The following is a 15,489-nucleotide window of genomic DNA, read 5'->3' as shown; positions in this document are numbered from 1 at the left end:
TCAGGGCCCTCCGATCAGGCGGATGCCGCCCGCAGTGACGGGAACGATTGACCCATTCCGGCCGTCCGTGCCGGCGACAAACAGAGGAAACCGGTTCGTCCGCCCGGAAATCTCGGGTAACAGCGGCGTGCCTGTGAACGAAGCGCGGACGCTCTCGAACCTGGCGCGATAGCGGTCGGCCAGTTCGGGTGTCGCCGAGTGATAGGCAGCAGCCGCAAGCGACCAATCCTCGGTCACTTCATGATGGCGCGCCAGAAACTCGGCGGCGTAAAGCGCGTTCGGAACAGGGTCCAGCATGTCAGCAACGGACCGGAATGACTGTCCATGCCAACGATAATTCAATTGGAAGCAGCCAAGGTCGATGTTGCCCGCGCCTTGCGCCAGCGCCTCCTGTACCAGGGCCTCGGCCTCCTGCGCGCTGTCAAGCCAGTGGCCTGCGCCAGCCAGATTCACCGTCCAGGGCCAGGGGCGAAGGTTTCGTCCGGTCTCCACGATGGATACGGCGAGCAGGACGTCAAAGGGCACGTCGGTTCGCCGGGCAGCCAACCGGGCCGCATCAAGGCAGAGTTGCGCCGGGTCGATCTTGCCGCTGGCTGGCACCATCGCAATCGGCAGAACCACAATGAGCACGCTGCGGAGGAACACCTGCGAAGCCATTCCTGTCCTCGTCTTCGACCTTCTGTCGTCCTGCCTGCAGGCTAGGGCGCGAATCTTGCCATCCGGTTATCGAAGTCAGGGGGAAGGAGGCGGAACAGCACCGAGAAGTGCAGTCAGGGCTGCCCGTGTTGCCGAACTGGAGTTCAGCAGTGCCGCACCCCGGGCGAGCGGCCCGCCCTCGGGTATGGCAGCCTGTGCCATGGCGGCTGCCGCAGACCACGGCTCGGTCGCGGCGGCCGCAACGGCATTCCAGTCCTCAGCCCAGAGGGAGAGGCGCTGCGCATCCCCGGATCTACCAGCCTTCTGCAACGAGGTTCTGGCGGCGTCCAGGAAACCAAGCCTGGTTTGGGCAGCCGCCCGCAGGTCGCCAGCCGTCTGGCCCTCAAGCGTTGCGAGATGCTGCAGCGCCCGCCCTGCATCACCCCTGGCCAGTTCGGCCGCCGCCGCAACAAGCCTGTATTCGGTGGGCGCATCCGGGCCGATCGGCCCCAGCCAGACAAGCGCGGCATCCGGGAAGCCCAGGACCTGTAGTCTTTTCGCAACAGAAAGGGCGACATCTGCCTTTACCGACGGCAGAGGCGCAGGGCGGACTGCATGCACGAGAAGATCGTCGTCATCGCCAATCGCGGCAAGAACACGCCATATGTCTGCGGTCATCGCCCCGGGCTCTGCGATCGCGAAGGCTTCGTCGAACCTGCCGGATAGCGCGAACGACAGGGCCACTGCACGGGCAAGGCTACTGTTGTTTCCGGTCTGCCCCTGCAGTGACTGAACCCGTTCGACAACACTGCCCGGAATGGGCCGCAGCTCAAGGAAATGCGCTTCGACGAGGGCGACAAGAGCATCAACCTCATGCCTTGGATCCGACAGGGCGGCTTCGGCATGAAACCGGGCCCTTTCGGGATGATCGGCCTGAAGTTCCATCCGCGCATCAAGGAGCGACACTGCCTGGGCAGGGACATGCGGCGTCCGCTCCATCGCGTTTCGGATCCTCCTTGCCGCTTCAGCGTCAAGATCGATGAGAAGCAAGGCCAGGCGTGGTCCGAACAGGCTGCGCAGATGCGGCGGCAATCCAAGAAATGTCCTGACCACAGCATCTATATTCACCATGGATCCAGCCGGCAGACGATCATGGGCAAGCGCCGCCCAGAATGCGGCAGCGCCATCGCAGGCAAGCATGGGCGCGAACGGTGCCTCTGGATCGGGGTCGCCATCGACAAGTCGCGTGATCGAGACAAGCAGCCGCAGCTCGTCACCCAGGCCGGTGGCCAGAGTGGCGTACTGTCGTGCCTCGGCCCCGAAGCCCAGGTAAAGATGCAGCCGAACCGAATTCAGCACTGCCTCGGGCCGGACAGCATCGAATTCGCCGAAAAGCCCTGTCCGAGCCTCTGCCAGCAGGTCGAGGGCCGCGCGGCCCGCACCCCAGTTGCCAATGGCAAGGTCTGCATCCGCAAGGCAGGGGCTGCCATCCGGTTGCATGTTGGTGCGAGGGGCATTCGGATCCAGAACGTCAAGGCCCGGCATTTCGCCAAGCCGGATCCGGGCCAGGTCCGGATCACCCTCACTGACCATTGCTCCTGCTGGCGTGCCAGACAGTCGCATGTCGACGACCCCTGCGGCGGCACCGCGGCTGATCTGTTCGAGAAGTTCGGCGCGAAGCGGTTCCAGCAAGGTCTTCTCGCGGGCAAACGTCAGTCCGGCATAGCGATGCGCTCCTGCCGCGCCGCCGTTGCGGGCGTCCAGCCAGTCGAACGTCACAGGAGCCCCCGGGTCGGACCCCGGTTTCACGTCGCGCAAGAATGCAAAGTCGGAAAAAGGGGCTTCAAAGACCGATCCCTCGGGCGGTGGTCCGCTCCGGATGTCGAGGACGATAACTCCCGGCTGGTATTCGAAGGGAAACAGATGGCACTCACAGGCGAGCGTCATTTCCAGGATCCCTGTTTCGGGATCCGCACGCAACGCCTGTAGCCGCTTGCGGGGTATTCGATCCCAGACATGCGCCAGGTCATAATCCGGCTGCTTCCGGTTTTCCGTGGCGAAGGCATAGCCAAGTGGCGTCCGACCGACCCTCCAGCCTGCTTGCGCTGGCAACTGCACCACGAGGCGCGTGAAGTCGGCATGTTCGCCCGACAGGACACGCGCCGTTTCGGCATCCGCAGGAATCGTCAGAAAAAGCATGAGGATCAGCGAAAGCAGGATCATGCGGCATCCTGCCTCAGGTTGCGCATGGCCTCCTCCAGTGCCCCGAAGCCGGGGCGGACGTGATGCGGGGTATTCTGCCGGCCAACCTCGATGCAGATGTTGGCCGGGTGGCGATGCAGGTTGGCAACCAGAACCTCACGGATCAGCTGGTAGAAATGTATGTCCTCCTCGACAACGGCTCGGACGCGGGATGCGAATGGCCCCATCAGACCGTAGGCCAGGAAGACGCCGAGAAAGGTTCCGACCAGGGCACCCCCGATCATCTTGCCGAGAACCTCGGGTGGCTGGTCGATCGACCCCATGGTCTTGATCACACCGAGCACGGCCGCGACGATGCCGAGGGCCGGCAAGCCATCTGCCACCGTCTGCAACGCATGGCTTGAATGCATCGCGCGCTGCAGGATTGCCTCCATCCGCTTGTCCAGAACCTCCTCGACCTGGTGGGGATCGTCATAGTTCATGGAGGCGGCACGCAGGGTGTCGCAGATGAGATCCATCGCCTCCTGATCGTTCCGGATGCGTGGGTATCTTCCGAAGATCCCCGATGTCCCGGGAGATTCGACATGTTCCTCCAGCGCGACCGGATTCGCACGCGCAAGACGGAGCAGTTCGAACAGCAGACATAGCAGATCGCGGTAGTCGTCAGGTTTCCATTTCGGTCCCCGGAAGACCTTGCCCACATCCCTGAGCGTGTGTTTCACCGACGCCATGTCGTTCGAAATCAGAAAGGCCCCGACGGCAGCCCCCCCGATCATGATCATCTCGAACGGCAGCGCCTTCAGGATGATCCCCAACTTGCCCCCGGCCAGCGCGTAGCCACCGAAAACCATGACGAGAATGACGGCGATCCCGACCAGACCGAGCATTTCGACCCCTGTGCAGACTGAATCGACTATGCGGGCGGGGTATTAAGACTATGTCACCAACCCCTAGTCCCTTGGCGCCGCCGCGTTGCGGCCGGCCACGATCACACTGACACCGTAGGCGGCTTCTGCCGACATGCCCGAAAGGATGGCGGCAGCCGAATCGGGGGGCATCCGGCCAAGGAAACCGGCAGCAAATTCGGGCGACATCGCCTCGAACAGGGCGGCCGCGTCCTTCGGCTTCATTGCCTGGTAGACTGCGGTCAGCTTCTGGATGTCGGCCTCGGCCGCCCCGTCGGCCAGGGCCAGCGTCGCACGCAGTTCTGCCTCCATCGCCTCCAGCTGGGCCAGTCGTTCGGCGATGACGGCATCGGCCAGGGCGAGGGCCGCCTGCCTGTCATTCAAGGCGGCCTCGCGGACGGCAAGCCGGCCCTCGCGCTGCGTCAGAGCCTCGGCCAGTGCAGCAGGGCGTTCGCAGGCGGCGGGTTCAGCGGCGGAAGCTGCCGGGTCTTCGGCACGGGCCAGGGCTGCGCCCACACCAGACCCCAGGCGCAGCGCCCCCGACGCCGCAAAGAGCATCGCGACGATGAACAGCACCCCGCGGCCTGTCCTGCGGCTCATTCCGCGACCTCGAGGTGTGGTCTGGCCGGGCGCCGCCGGACAAGACGCAGGCGGCGTTCCTCCGCAGGTGGGTCAACGGGGGCCGAGGGGCCGGTTGGCAAGATAGTTGGCTCTGGCAGGTCGTGCAGCGACGCGACCAGCAGCTCCAGCCGGCGTGCCACCGCCTCACCCCTGGCGGTAAGCGCATCCAGCCCCTCGGCCGAGGCGTTCGCTGCCCCACGCGCCTTTTCCAGGGCAAGGGTCATGTCGTCGACCTGCGCCGACAGCACCGCAATCGCACCCCCCATGCCGCTTTCAAGAGCGGCAAAACGCCTTAGCCGCGTCGAAAGCACATGGCAGTAAAGCGCGGCCCCGAAAGAGCCCGCCACAAGCAGGATATCCGCGATAAGGTCCATCTTTTCCGCCTAATTCAGCACGAATTCGGTAATCAGCAGGTCGCGCACGCGCCCTTCCCCGGCAACAACCTGGACGCGGCGCAGCATCTGTGCGCGCAGGCGCGCCATGGCGCGCGGATCTTCGATCAGGGCCGTGTCGATGGCCCTGAGGTAACTGTTGAGCACATCCAGAATGCGCGGCTTCAGTGCCATCACGTCGGCCGAGGCCATTTCCGGCACCTCGACCTGGGCCGTGAAGCGCAGATAGCGACTGCCCGCCTTCGGGCCGAGGGAGATGACCATCGTCTCGAGCGGGACGAAGGCGATGCCAGTCAGTGGCCCGGGTGCCGCAATGGCCGTGCCCTGTTTCCCGCCGGACAGAACCCATCCGGACCAGGTGGCATGGAACCCGCCGCCCGCAAGCAGCAGTGCCAGCGCCAGCCCGATCAGAAGCGGTCGCTTCGACCGCTTCGCACCCGCTTCGTTCAGCCCTGTATCCAAGGTTGCCACGCCGCCCTCCATCTTCGGGACAGGCGCAGCATAGGCCGAGGTCACTAACTGATTGTTAAGCGCCCTCCGTCATTCCTGGGACGCCGGCAGAAACGCCGGAAGCGGAGAATCGCCTTGCAGAACTTGCTTGCCACATGGTCATCCCTGGACCTGCGCCGCAGGCTCATCATCATCGGCGCGACGCTTGCCATGTTCGGCGCCATCCTTGCCCTGAGCCGGCTTGCAGGGCGGACGGATATGGCGCTGCTTTACGCCGGGCTTGAGCCTGCGGCAGCAGGCGAAGTTGTGGCCCAGCTGGATCAGCGCAACGTCCTGCATGAGGTGCGGGGCAATTCGATCTTCGTTGACGCAACGCAGCGCGACAGCCTGCGCATGGCGTTGGCCGCCGAAGGCCTGCCGCGGGTCGGCGGGGGCGGCTATGAGCTTCTGGATACCCTGTCGGGCTTCGGAACGACCTCTCAGATGTTCGATGCCGCCTACTGGCGCGCGAAAGAGGGAGAGCTTGCAAGAACCCTGCTGGCCATGCCGCAGATCAAGGCGGCCCGCGTCCATATTGCCAGTGCCCCCTCCCGACCCTTTCAGCAGGAAAGCAAGGCGTCCGCTTCTGTCACCCTGACAACGACGGTCGGCACGCTTGGCGAAGCGCAGGCCCGCGCGATACGTCACCTGGTGGCCAGTGCAGTTTCCGGAATGCAGCCCGACGCCGTTCAGATCATCGACACGGTTGCCGGCCTGATCGGCAGCCCGGAAGGAGAGGACATGCCGGGCACCGATGCTGCCGGCCGGGCGGCCGCGATCAAGGGAAATGTCGAACGCCTGCTTGCGGCGCGCGTGGGCAATGGCAGGGCCGTGGTCGAGGTGGCAGTCGACCTTGTCTCGGAACGGGAATCGATCAGGGAGCGGGTGTTCGATCCACAGGGCCGTGTCGCCATTTCCTCCGAGACCGAAGAGCGCAGCGGTTCATCGACCGAGCCCGGAGGAGAGATCACCGTTGCCTCGAACCTGCCCGAAGGTGATGCCTCATCCGGCGGTGAAGGGAAAAGTCAGTCGTCCGAAACCCGCGAGCGGGTGAACTACGAAGTATCCGAGACGCAGCGCGAAGTCCTGCGCTCCCCCGGCGCGATCCGGCGGATGACGGTTGCAGTGATGGTGGACGGCGTCGTGAGCACCGCCGCCGATGGCAGCCGCAGCTGGGCCCCACGCCCGGAAGAGGAACTTGCGGCGCTGCGCGAACTCGTTGCGGCGGCTGTGGGACTGGACGAGTCCCGCGGCGACGTGCTGACGATCAAGTCTCTCGAATTTCAACAGCCCGCGGCAGATGAAGGCAGCATTGCCAGCGCCGGGATCCTCCAGCGGATGGGTCCGCTCGACCTCCTGTCGCTGGTCCAGACGGGCGTTCTGGCCATGGTCGCGCTGATCCTCGGCCTGTTCGTGATTCGGCCGGTCCTGATCAGCGCCCGCCGTCCCGCCCTTTCGTCCCCCGAAACCGCCCTTGCCCTGCCGCCTGCACAAGACCTTGGCGGCGCCATGCTGGAGGGTGAGGTTGCTTCCGGCCCTCTCCATGACAGCCAGGAGGATCCGGAAACCGACACTGACAGAAGCGGGCTGGATCCTGCAACACGTCTTCGCCGGCTCATCGAAGCCCGCCAGACCGAATCGATCGAGATTCTGCGCAGCTGGATGGAAGACGCAGAGGAGCCCGCATGATGGCAGGGCTACGGCTGGAGGTCTTCGACACGGCACTGTCACCGGACGGAGAGGAACGTCCGCTGGTCGAGGCCAGTCTTCTGGAGGAAACAAGGGTCGCGGCCTTCGAACAGGGCTACTGTGCCGGATGGGATGATGCCATCGCCGCCCAGATGGGCGATCAGGCACAGATCCGGTCTGATCTGGCCAGGAACCTGCAAAGCCTCGCCTTCACCTTCCATGACGCCCGCAACCATGGGCTTCAGGCGGTTCGTCCGCTGATCCTGGAGATGACGAACAGTCTCCTGCCCGCGGTCGCACGCGCCGCTCTGGGCCCCATGGTGCTGGAGGCTCTCACCCCCATGGTCGAGGAATTGGCCGACGGCCCGATCACCCTGGTTCTGAATGCCGCCGACCGCGAGCGGGTGGAAGCGCTTGTCGCCGGGGAAACGGGATTGCCCATGAAGATGGAAGAGGAACCGTCGCTATCCGAAGGGCAGGTCTACATCCGCCTCGGTACGACTGAAGCGAAGGTCGACCTTGCCCAGGTCACGACCGACATCTCCGCCGCCGTGCGGGACTTCTTCACCCTGTCCAGTCGAGGCAATACTCATGGATGATCTTCCCGATACCAATCCCTTCAGCCAGGTGCCGATCGAGGTGACGATCTCGGTCGGTCGGGCCCGACCGCTGGTGCGCGACCTTCTGCGACTTTCCAGGGATGCCATCCTGCAGCTCGACCGCAGGGTCGATGACCCGGTGGAACTCTATGTCGGTGACCGGCTGATCGCCCGGGGCGAGCTTACGGAACTCGAGGGAGAGAACGCCGGTCAACTTGCCGTCCGCCTGACCGAAGTAGCCAATCCGCGCGGTGGACTGTGACCCGTGGCCTGCCCCTTGCGCTGATCCTTGTCCTGACGGCAGGACCGGCCCTGGCGCAGCGGCTGGCAATCGACCTGGGCGGAGACGGGGACACTCTCTCCATGCGGTCGGTGCAGCTTCTGCTTCTGATCACCGTCCTGTCGATCGCGCCGGGGCTGGCCGTGATGGTCACCTGCTTCCCCTTCATCGTCACGGTGCTGTCGATCCTGCGCCAAGCCCTCGGCCTGCAGCAGGCACCGCCGAACATGCTCATTGTCAGCCTGGCGATGTTCCTGACCTGGTATGTGATGGATCCGGTCTTCACCCGGGCCTGGGTAACCGGGATCGAACCCATGACCAGGGGGCAGATGGCCCTCGGGCCCGCGCTGGAGGCGGCAATCCTGCCCTTCCGCGAGTTCATGGCGCAGCGGGTGGATCCGGAAACCCTTCTGACCCTGGCGGACCTGCGCTTCCTGAACGCCCCCCCGGCCCCCGCCGATGCTCCACTGTCGCTGCTGGTGCCGTCCTTCATGCTGTCTGAGATCCAGAGGGCATTCGAGATCGGCTTCATGATCTTCCTTCCCTTCCTGATCATCGATCTCGTCGTTGCCGCCGTCCTGATGTCGATGGGCATGATGATGGTGCCGCCCGCCGTGGTGGCGCTTCCGTTCAAGCTGGCCTTCTTCGTGGTCGCCGACGGGTGGGCGCTGGTCACCGGGGCGCTGGTGCGCAGCTATTCCTGAGCTCGTCGGGGACAGGTGGCCTCAGCTCCGGATCATCGGGGCCGAGACAACCCACCATCCCGGATGCGCCGCACCAAGGGCGACGCTGGCTGCGGCTGCAGCCTCTGCCGTGGCATAAAGGCCAAAATGTGTGCCGCCAGAGCCGGACATCCGGGCAAGCAGGCAGGCGGGATCGGCAGCAAGCGCTGCCTGGACTTCGGCCAGGACCGGCGCAACCCGCAAGGCCGGGGTGACCAGATCGTTGCGGGTATGCGCCGCAAGCCAGCCCGCGAAGGCATCGGCCGACCGCAGGGCATGGGCCGGCACATCCGGCAGGCCGGAGTTGCGCGGCGAGACAAGCCCCGCAAAGACCGATCGGGTCGGCACCGGAACGCGCGGGTTCGCCAGGACCAGCCAGAGCGGTGGCAGGCCATGCAGCGGCGTCAGAACCTCTCCCACACCCTGCATGCGTGCCGGACGGCCCGCCAGACAGACCGGCACATCAGCGCCGAGCGACAGGATCACCTGAGGTCCGGGCAGGGGCAGCCCGGTCAGCCGGGCCAGCGCGCGCAGGGTGGCCGCTGCATCCGCCGACCCCCCGCCGATGCCCGAGGCCACCGGCAGTTCCTTGTGCAGTGTCAGACGCGCATTGCTCACCCCCATCGACCGGGCGGCACGCAGCACCAGATTGTCGGCCTCGCCTGTCAGCGTCCCGGCCTCGGGACCGGCGAGCGACAGTTGCAGCCCTTGCCCCGCCGCGACTTCGATGCGGTCGCCGGTGCCCGCAAAAACGACAAGGCTGTCAAGCAGATGGTAGCCGTCGCTCCGCCGCCCGGTCACATGTAAGCAGAGATTGATCTTGGCCGGGGCAAATTCGGTGGTCGGCTCAGTCACCATTCCCGATCGCCTTGACCGGGGCCGGCGCGCCGGCCTCCTCCGCCATCACCGCATCAAGCCCGATTTCCAGCTTGCGGCGGATCCGTTCCGCATCCTTTTCGGTGGGATTGAACGACAGCGCCCTGCGCCACTGGAAGCGGGCCTCCAGCTTGCGGCCGACCATCCAGTACACATCGCCCAGATGGTCGGTGACGATCGGATCCACCGGTTCCAGAAGCGAGGCGCGCTCCATCGGCTCCAGCGCCTCTTCGTAGCGGCCCAGGCGGAACAGTGCCCAAGCCAGGCTATCGATGATGTAGCCCTTGTCGGGGTCGCCCGCGACGGCCTTCTCGATCATGCCAAGGGCTTCATCCAGCTTCTCGCCCCGGTCGACCAGCCCATAGCCCAGGTAGTTGAGCACTTGCGGCTGGGTGGGATTGACCTCTAGCGCGCGGCGGAAATCGGCTTCGGCAGCCGGCCAGTCCTTTGTCTGCTCGTGGCAGATCCCGCGATAGAAATGCAGGATCCATGAATCCTTGCTGTCCTTTGGCACAAGGTCGATCGCCGCACTGTAGGCGACCTCGGCCTCGTCACAGCGATCCTGCATCCGCAACATGTCGCCCAGTGCGAACTGGACTGACAGAAGGTTGCCATGGCTGCGAGCAAGAACCTGCAGGGCCTCGATCGCTGCATCCGTCTTGCCCAGCGACCGCAGGGCGCCCGCGCGTCCGATCTCGGCCTGGACGTAACTGGGATCGTCCGGCGGGAAAAGCGCGTAGGTTTCGGCGGCAAGCTGATGCTGGCCCAGCGTTTCAAGCACGTCACCCGTCAGCAGGATCGCATCGGCGTTGTCGGGCCGCAGGTATCCGGCGACCCGCAGGTGCAGCAGGGTATAGACCGGGTCGGCATCACCGTTCAGCGCGGTTGCGACCGTGAAGAAGACTTCGGCGATCCCGTCGCGGGCGGTACGCACCGTATCGAAGGGCAGAGGCTCTCCCGCCTCCAGCCGGCGGCGCAGGGCATCCACCACCGGATCAAGATCGGCACCGAAGCTGCGGTCCAGAAGGTCAAGCGCCTCGGTATTGCGTTCCAGTTGGCTGAGAACCTGAGCATGGGCAAACACCCCGCGGCGCATCACCGAGATCGGGCCTGCCGCCCGGCCTGACAGGATTTCGTCAGCCCCCTCGAAATCACCCACCGAGGCCAGCGCCAGCGCCTTGTGATAGTAGCCGAAGGCCTCAAGCCCACGGGTCCGGGTCACGGCGTCGAAATCGGCCAGCGCGCCCGACATGTTGCCCAGCCCGACCTTGGCCCAGGCAACGACCAGCCGGTTGACCAGATCTCCAAGATCGCGCCCGCCTTCCTGGGCCGCAAGGATGGCGGCATAGTCCTCGCGCTGAGCCTCATCGGCAAGCAGGGCAAAGGCGGCAAGCTGACTGGGCTCGCCCACCAGTGCGGCGAGCTGCCGCGCGGCCTCGATCGCAAGCGCAAAGTCGCCCACCCCCAGTTCGGCCAGGATCGCGCCTTCCAGAAGCCTCGGGTTCTGGTGATCCGAAAGGATCGCCTTGCCATACCAGATCGCGGCAGCCCGGAAGTCGTTCTCTGCCTCGGCGATCCGCGCGGCGAGATAGGCGCCTGCGTCACCCTCTGCGGCACGAAGCGGAGCGCCCAGAACTGCGGCAAGGGCCAGCGCGGTCAGGGTGCGGGTCAGCGCGTTCGGCATGTCGTGTCCTCCGGTTGCGGCGGAGGCTATCGTCAGGACCGGGCCAAGGCAATGCGGGCGGCCCCTTCCGGCACCGCCCGCACGCCAAGAGTCAACACGCTTGCGTGAGGCGTCACATGTTCGGGTAGTTCGGTCCCCCGCCACCCATCGGCGTGGTCCAGGTTATGTTCTGCGACGGGTCCTTGATGTCGCAGGTCTTGCAGTGGACACAGTTCTGGAAATTGATGCGGAACGTCGCTTCCGCGCCTTCGCCCAGAACCTCATAGACGCCCGCCGGGCAGTAGCGCTGCGCCGGTTCGGCGTATTCGGGCAGGTTCACACGGATCGGGATCGACGGATCCTTCAGCACCAGATGCGGCGGCTGGTTCTCGTCATGGTTGGTGAAGCTGAAGGCCACGTTGGTCAGCCGGTCGAACGACAGCTTGCCGTCGGGCTTCGGATAGTCGATCGGCGCAAAGTTCTTTGCCTTGCCGGTCGCCGCCGCATCGGACTTGCCGTGCCGCAGCGTGCCGAAGGCGGTCAGGCCCACGGTGTTCAGCCACATGTCGATGCCGCCGCCCATCAGACTGGCCACCAGGCCATATTTCGACCAGAGCGGCTTGACGTTGCGCACCTTCTTCAGATCCTTCCCGATGGCGCCCGTGCGCACCTCGGTCTCGTAGGCGGTCAGCTCGTCGCCCTGACGGCCCGCCACGATGGCGGCATGGGCGGCCTCGGCCGCGGCCTTGCCCGAAAGCATCGCATTGTGGTTGCCCTTGATGCGGGGGACGTTCACCAGACCCGCCGAACAGCCCAGAAGCGCCACGCCCGGCGCGACCAGCTTCGGGATCGACTGCCACCCCCCTTCCGAGATCGCCCGCGCGCCATAGGCCACGCGCTTGCCGCCCTTCAGCAGCTCGGCGACCATCGGGTGATGCTTGAAGCGCTGGAACTCCATGTAGGGATAAAGGTAGGGGTTCTCGTAGTTCAGGTGGACCACGAAGCCGACATAGACCTGATTGTTTTCAAGGTGATAGATGAACGACCCGCCCCCGGCGTTCTTGCCCAGCGGCCAGCCCATCGTGTGGGTGACCGTGCCCTCGCGGTGCTTGGCGGGGTCGATCTCCCAGATCTCCTTCATGCCCAGGCCGAACTTCTGCGGGCATTTACCCTTCGACAGGCCGTATTTCTCGATCACCTGCTTCGACAGGCTGCCGCGCACGCCTTCCGACAGGAAGACATACTTGCCGCGCAGCTCCATCCCCGGTTCGTAGGCAGGGCCGGGCTCACGGGTTTCGGGGTCGCGACCGAATTCGCCGGCGACCACGCCGACCACGGTGTCGCCTTCATAGACCAGTTCGGAACAGGCCATGGCGGGGAAGATCTCGACCCCCAGCCCCTCGGCCACCTGCGCCATCCAGCGGCAGACATTGGCCATCGACACGATGTAGTTGCCGTGGTTCGACATCAGCGGTGGCATCGGCCAGTTCGGGATGCGCAACTGGCCCGCGGGGCCGAGCAAGTAGAAGTTGTCCTCGCGCACCGGCACCTTGATCGGCGCGTCCATGTTGCGCCAGTCGGGCAAGAGCGCGTCCAGACCCGACGGGTCCAGCACCGCGCCCGACAGGATGTGCGCGCCAACCTCGGAGCCCTTTTCCAACACGACGACGCTGCGTTCGGGGTCCAGCTGCTTCAGCCGGATCGCGGCAGACAGGCCCGCAGGCCCCGCCCCCACGATCACCACGTCATAATCCATCTTCTCGCGCTGGATCGCCGTCATCGCTTGTCCTTCCCGGGCCGCCCTGCCCGCCCCTGAAACGCTGGCTTTTTGCGGGTGTCCTGTTGCCCCATGAAGAACACGAGGTCAACCATGACGCAACATCACGCCAAAAGGGCCGCCGCGCCGGAAACTTTCTGTCCCGCCGGCGACCGCCCGTTGCGCGCCTGCGGCATGCCTCTTGCATTTGCGGGGTCTATCGGGTCAGGTGAAAGGGAAGGTGATGGAAGTCATGGGCCGCGACCCGGCCTGTGACTTCTTGTTTTGATGTGGAAGGCCGATGGAAAAGATTCCGATGACCCGGCGCGGGTTCGACGCGCTGGACGCCGAACTCAAGCAGCTGAAGACGGTGGATCGCCCGGCGATCATCCGCGACATCGCCGAGGCGCGGGAACACGGAGACCTGTCGGAAAACGCCGAATACCATGCCGCGCGCGAGAAGCAGGGTTTCATCGAAGGCCGCATCAAGGAGCTTGAGGGCATCCTGTCCAAGGCCGAGGTGATCGACCCGTCCAAGCTCTCTGGCCCGGTGAAGTTCGGCGCCACGGTCACCGTGGTCGACGAGGACACCGAGGAGGAAAAGACCTACCAGATCGTCGGCGAGACCGAGGCCGACATCGAGAACGGGCTGCTGAACATCCGTTCGCCGCTTGCCCGGGCCCTGATCGGCAAGGACGAAGGCGACAACGTCGAGGTGAAGACCCCCGGCGGCACGCGGTCCTACGAAATCCTGACAATCCGCTACGTCTGACCCGGGGGGTCCCTTGGTGAAACCGCCCCTGCAATCACCGCGACATGACACGGGCCTGGGCCCTGGCAGAGGTCTGGCGGCCGCGTCGCCTGGGCGGGGATTGGAGATCGGGGGCGCAATCCTCAGCCTTGTGTGGGTGGCGCTGGTGCTGACCTCGCCTTCCGGCGACGAAGGCGGGGCACTCGGCCTGTTGATGACGCTGCTCATGCTGTTGCTGCCGGTCGCCCTGATCTGGGTCTTGGTGGTCACCTTGCGCTTCTTGCGCGACCTGCGGGCCGAGGCGGCCGAGCTTCAGGCAGCCCTGAACGCGATGCGTTCCGGCGATGTGCAGGCGCAGGCCCAACCTGCGGCGAAGCCCGTGGTCGAGCGCCGGGCCGGCGAAACCGCCGCCATTGCGAGACAGGCGGGAACGGTTCCGGCAACCTTCTCCTCGCGGCGCGATGCGGCGCTGACCGTGCCGTCGGCCGATCGCAAGGCTGCCCTGGTCAAGCCCGCGCCGGAACCCGCGGCGGAACAGGCGGCGCTGGCACTGGGCACGCCACCCGAGGACAACCGGCCGCCAATCTCGATCGCCGATTTCATCCGGGCGCTGAACTTCCCGGAAACACCAGACGACAAGGAAGGCTTCCGCGCGCTGCGTCTGGCGCTGGAGGACCGGACCGTCGCCAAGCTGATACGCGCCTCGCAGGACGTTCTGACGCTGCTTTCCCAGGATGGCATCTACATGGACGACCTGACGCCCGACCTGGCGCGTCCAGACCTCTGGCGTCGCTTCGCTGCCGGAGAGAGGGGTCGTTCCATCGCCGGGCTGGGTGGCATCCGCGACCGCGATTCTCTGGATCGGGTCTCAAGGCGCATGAAGTCCGACCTGATTTTCCGCGATGCCGCGCATCATTTCCTGCGTGCCTTCGACAAGACGTTCTCGGCTTTTGAACCGAACGCCAGCGATGCCGAGTTGACAGAACTGGGCGATACCCGAACGGCGCGGGCCTTCATGCTTCTGGGCCGGGTGACGGGAACCTTCGACTAGGTTGCGCCCAAACCTGGATTCAAGGAAATACATTCCGGATCACGGGTCGCCACAGCGCCATTTTCCCTTTCTTTCCGAAACACCGGCATCGGGATGGAACCTTGTTCCAGAATGCCTATGTTCCGCCCAGCAACGATTCGCAACGCATCGAGGTTCCCATGGCCATCCGCATCAACGACACCGCCCCTGACTTCACCGCCGAGTCGACCGCTGGCACGATCCGCTTCCACGAATGGTTGGGCGACAGCTATGGCATCATCTTCAGCCATCCGCGCGATTTCACGCCCGTCTGCACGACCGAATTCGGCGCCGTCGCGCAGCTGGCCGAGGAATGGAAGAAGCGTAACACCAAGGTTCTGGGCGTGTCGGTCGATTCGGTGCAGGACCATCTGAAGTGGAAGCGCGACATCGAGGCCTTCGGCGGTGCCCCGGCCGACTTCCCCATCATCGACGACACCAGCCTGACGGTGGCCAAGGCCTATGACATGCTGCCCGCCGACTATTACCTGCCGACCGAGGGTCGGACGCCCGCGAACTCGGCCACGGTGCGGACGGTGTATATCATAGGTCCGGACAAGAAGATCCGCCTTTCAATGACCTATCCGATGTCGATCGGCCGCAACTTTGCCGAGATCCTGCGCGCGCTGGATGCGGTGCGGCTGACGGATGGCGTGCCGCTGGCCACGCCGGCGAACTGGGTTCCGGGGCAGGACGTGATTGTCGCCCTTGCCCTGAACAACGACCAGGCCAAGGAACGCTACGGCGATCTGGACATCAGGCTGCCCTACCTGCGCTTCGCGAAAGCGCCTGCCTGAGACCGAAGCACGGACCCTTGCCCGGCGTGCGGGGGTCCGTTC

At 65.2% G+C, this 15,489-nt stretch carries 16 protein-coding genes; 7 read left to right on the top strand and 9 right to left on the bottom strand.

The window, feature by feature from the left end; all coding sequences use genetic code 11:
• The 6 genes from EYB42_RS10810 to EYB42_RS10785 all read right to left on the bottom strand — a co-directional run bounded on the left by EYB42_RS10810 (nt 1) and on the right by EYB42_RS10785 (nt 5,239).
• Complete coding sequence (locus EYB42_RS10810; RefSeq protein WP_135450118.1) at nt 1-657, bottom strand: lysozyme family protein; 657 nt, start codon at nt 655-657, stop codon at nt 1-3.
• Between the two features lie 75 nt (nt 658-732).
• Nucleotides 733-2,859 (bottom strand): hypothetical protein, encoded by a 2,127-nt coding sequence (locus EYB42_RS10805; protein WP_135450117.1) that lies wholly within the window; start codon nt 2,857-2,859, stop codon nt 733-735.
• The gene (gene motA / locus EYB42_RS10800) at nt 2,856-3,725 is read right to left on the bottom strand and encodes a flagellar motor stator protein MotA (RefSeq protein ID WP_135450116.1); all 870 of its coding nucleotides are present in this window, start codon (nt 3,723-3,725) and stop codon (nt 2,856-2,858) included. Before motA ends, EYB42_RS10805 begins: the two co-directional genes overlap by 4 nt.
• A gap of 63 nt (nt 3,726-3,788) precedes the next feature.
• A complete protein-coding gene (locus tag EYB42_RS10795; RefSeq protein WP_135450115.1) occupies nt 3,789-4,343 on the bottom strand; it encodes a MotE family protein in 555 nt (184 codons plus the stop codon).
• On the bottom strand, nt 4,340-4,738 hold the full coding sequence (locus EYB42_RS10790) for a hypothetical protein (protein ID WP_135450114.1): 399 nt from the start codon (nt 4,736-4,738) through the stop codon (nt 4,340-4,342). Before EYB42_RS10790 ends, EYB42_RS10795 begins: the two co-directional genes overlap by 4 nt.
• Before the next feature lie 9 nt (nt 4,739-4,747).
• Complete coding sequence (locus tag EYB42_RS10785) at nt 4,748-5,239, bottom strand: flagellar basal body-associated FliL family protein (RefSeq protein ID WP_135450193.1); 492 nt, start codon at nt 5,237-5,239, stop codon at nt 4,748-4,750.
• Between the two features lie 102 nt (nt 5,240-5,341).
• Here EYB42_RS10785 and fliF point away from each other — a divergent pair, with 102 nt between their 5' ends.
• The 4 genes from fliF to fliP are packed head-to-tail and all read left to right on the top strand — an operon-like array spanning nt 5,342 to nt 8,517.
• Nucleotides 5,342-6,934 carry a flagellar basal-body MS-ring/collar protein FliF gene (fliF, locus tag EYB42_RS10780; protein WP_135450113.1) on the top strand — a complete coding sequence of 531 codons (1,593 nt, stop codon included), beginning with the start codon at nt 5,342-5,344 and terminating at the stop codon, nt 6,932-6,934.
• On the top strand, nt 6,931-7,533 hold the full coding sequence (locus tag EYB42_RS10775; RefSeq protein WP_240784104.1) for a flagellar biosynthesis protein: 603 nt from the start codon (nt 6,931-6,933) through the stop codon (nt 7,531-7,533). Before fliF ends, EYB42_RS10775 begins: the two co-directional genes overlap by 4 nt.
• The gene (locus EYB42_RS10770; protein ID WP_135450112.1) at nt 7,526-7,795 is read left to right on the top strand and encodes a FliM/FliN family flagellar motor switch protein; all 270 of its coding nucleotides are present in this window, start codon (nt 7,526-7,528) and stop codon (nt 7,793-7,795) included. The genes EYB42_RS10775 and EYB42_RS10770 overlap by 8 nt, the downstream gene beginning before the upstream one ends.
• Nucleotides 7,792-8,517, top strand: a complete 726-nt coding sequence (gene fliP / locus EYB42_RS10765) for a flagellar type III secretion system pore protein FliP (RefSeq protein ID WP_167850993.1) — start codon at nt 7,792-7,794, stop codon at nt 8,515-8,517. The genes EYB42_RS10770 and fliP overlap by 4 nt, the downstream gene beginning before the upstream one ends.
• Nucleotides 8,518-8,538: 21 nt before the next feature.
• Here the strand turns inward: fliP and EYB42_RS10760 are convergent, their stop codons facing one another.
• From EYB42_RS10760 to EYB42_RS10750, 3 genes are all read right to left on the bottom strand, one after another.
• Nucleotides 8,539-9,393 carry a 4-(cytidine 5'-diphospho)-2-C-methyl-D-erythritol kinase gene (locus EYB42_RS10760; protein ID WP_135450111.1) on the bottom strand — a complete coding sequence of 285 codons (855 nt, stop codon included), beginning with the start codon at nt 9,391-9,393 and terminating at the stop codon, nt 8,539-8,541.
• Nucleotides 9,383-11,095, bottom strand: coding sequence for a tetratricopeptide repeat protein (locus tag EYB42_RS10755; protein ID WP_135450110.1), 1,713 nt, complete (start codon nt 11,093-11,095; stop codon nt 9,383-9,385). The genes EYB42_RS10760 and EYB42_RS10755 overlap by 11 nt, the downstream gene beginning before the upstream one ends.
• A 112-nt stretch (nt 11,096-11,207) precedes the next feature.
• A complete protein-coding gene (locus EYB42_RS10750; protein ID WP_135450109.1) occupies nt 11,208-12,854 on the bottom strand; it encodes an electron transfer flavoprotein-ubiquinone oxidoreductase in 1,647 nt (548 codons plus the stop codon).
• A gap of 277 nt (nt 12,855-13,131) precedes the next feature.
• Here EYB42_RS10750 and greA point away from each other — a divergent pair, with 277 nt between their 5' ends.
• From greA to EYB42_RS10735, 3 genes are all read left to right on the top strand, one after another.
• Entirely contained in the window at nt 13,132-13,602 is a 471-nt protein-coding gene (gene greA, locus EYB42_RS10745) for a transcription elongation factor GreA (protein ID WP_135450108.1), read from the top strand.
• A 28-nt stretch (nt 13,603-13,630) separates the two neighbouring features.
• Nucleotides 13,631-14,632 (top strand): hypothetical protein, encoded by a 1,002-nt coding sequence (locus tag EYB42_RS10740; protein ID WP_135450190.1) that lies wholly within the window; start codon nt 13,631-13,633, stop codon nt 14,630-14,632.
• 158 nt (nt 14,633-14,790) lie between these two features.
• On the top strand, nt 14,791-15,447 hold the full coding sequence (locus EYB42_RS10735; protein WP_135450189.1) for a peroxiredoxin: 657 nt from the start codon (nt 14,791-14,793) through the stop codon (nt 15,445-15,447).
• Nucleotides 15,448-15,489: the final 42 nt, after the last annotated feature.

Source organism: Tabrizicola caldifontis (assembly GCF_004762095.1).
Classification (GTDB): domain Bacteria; phylum Pseudomonadota; class Alphaproteobacteria; order Rhodobacterales; family Rhodobacteraceae; genus Tabrizicola; species Tabrizicola caldifontis.
Note: the sequence above shows the minus strand (reverse complement) of the source record. Positions and strands in the feature narration are given on the sequence as shown.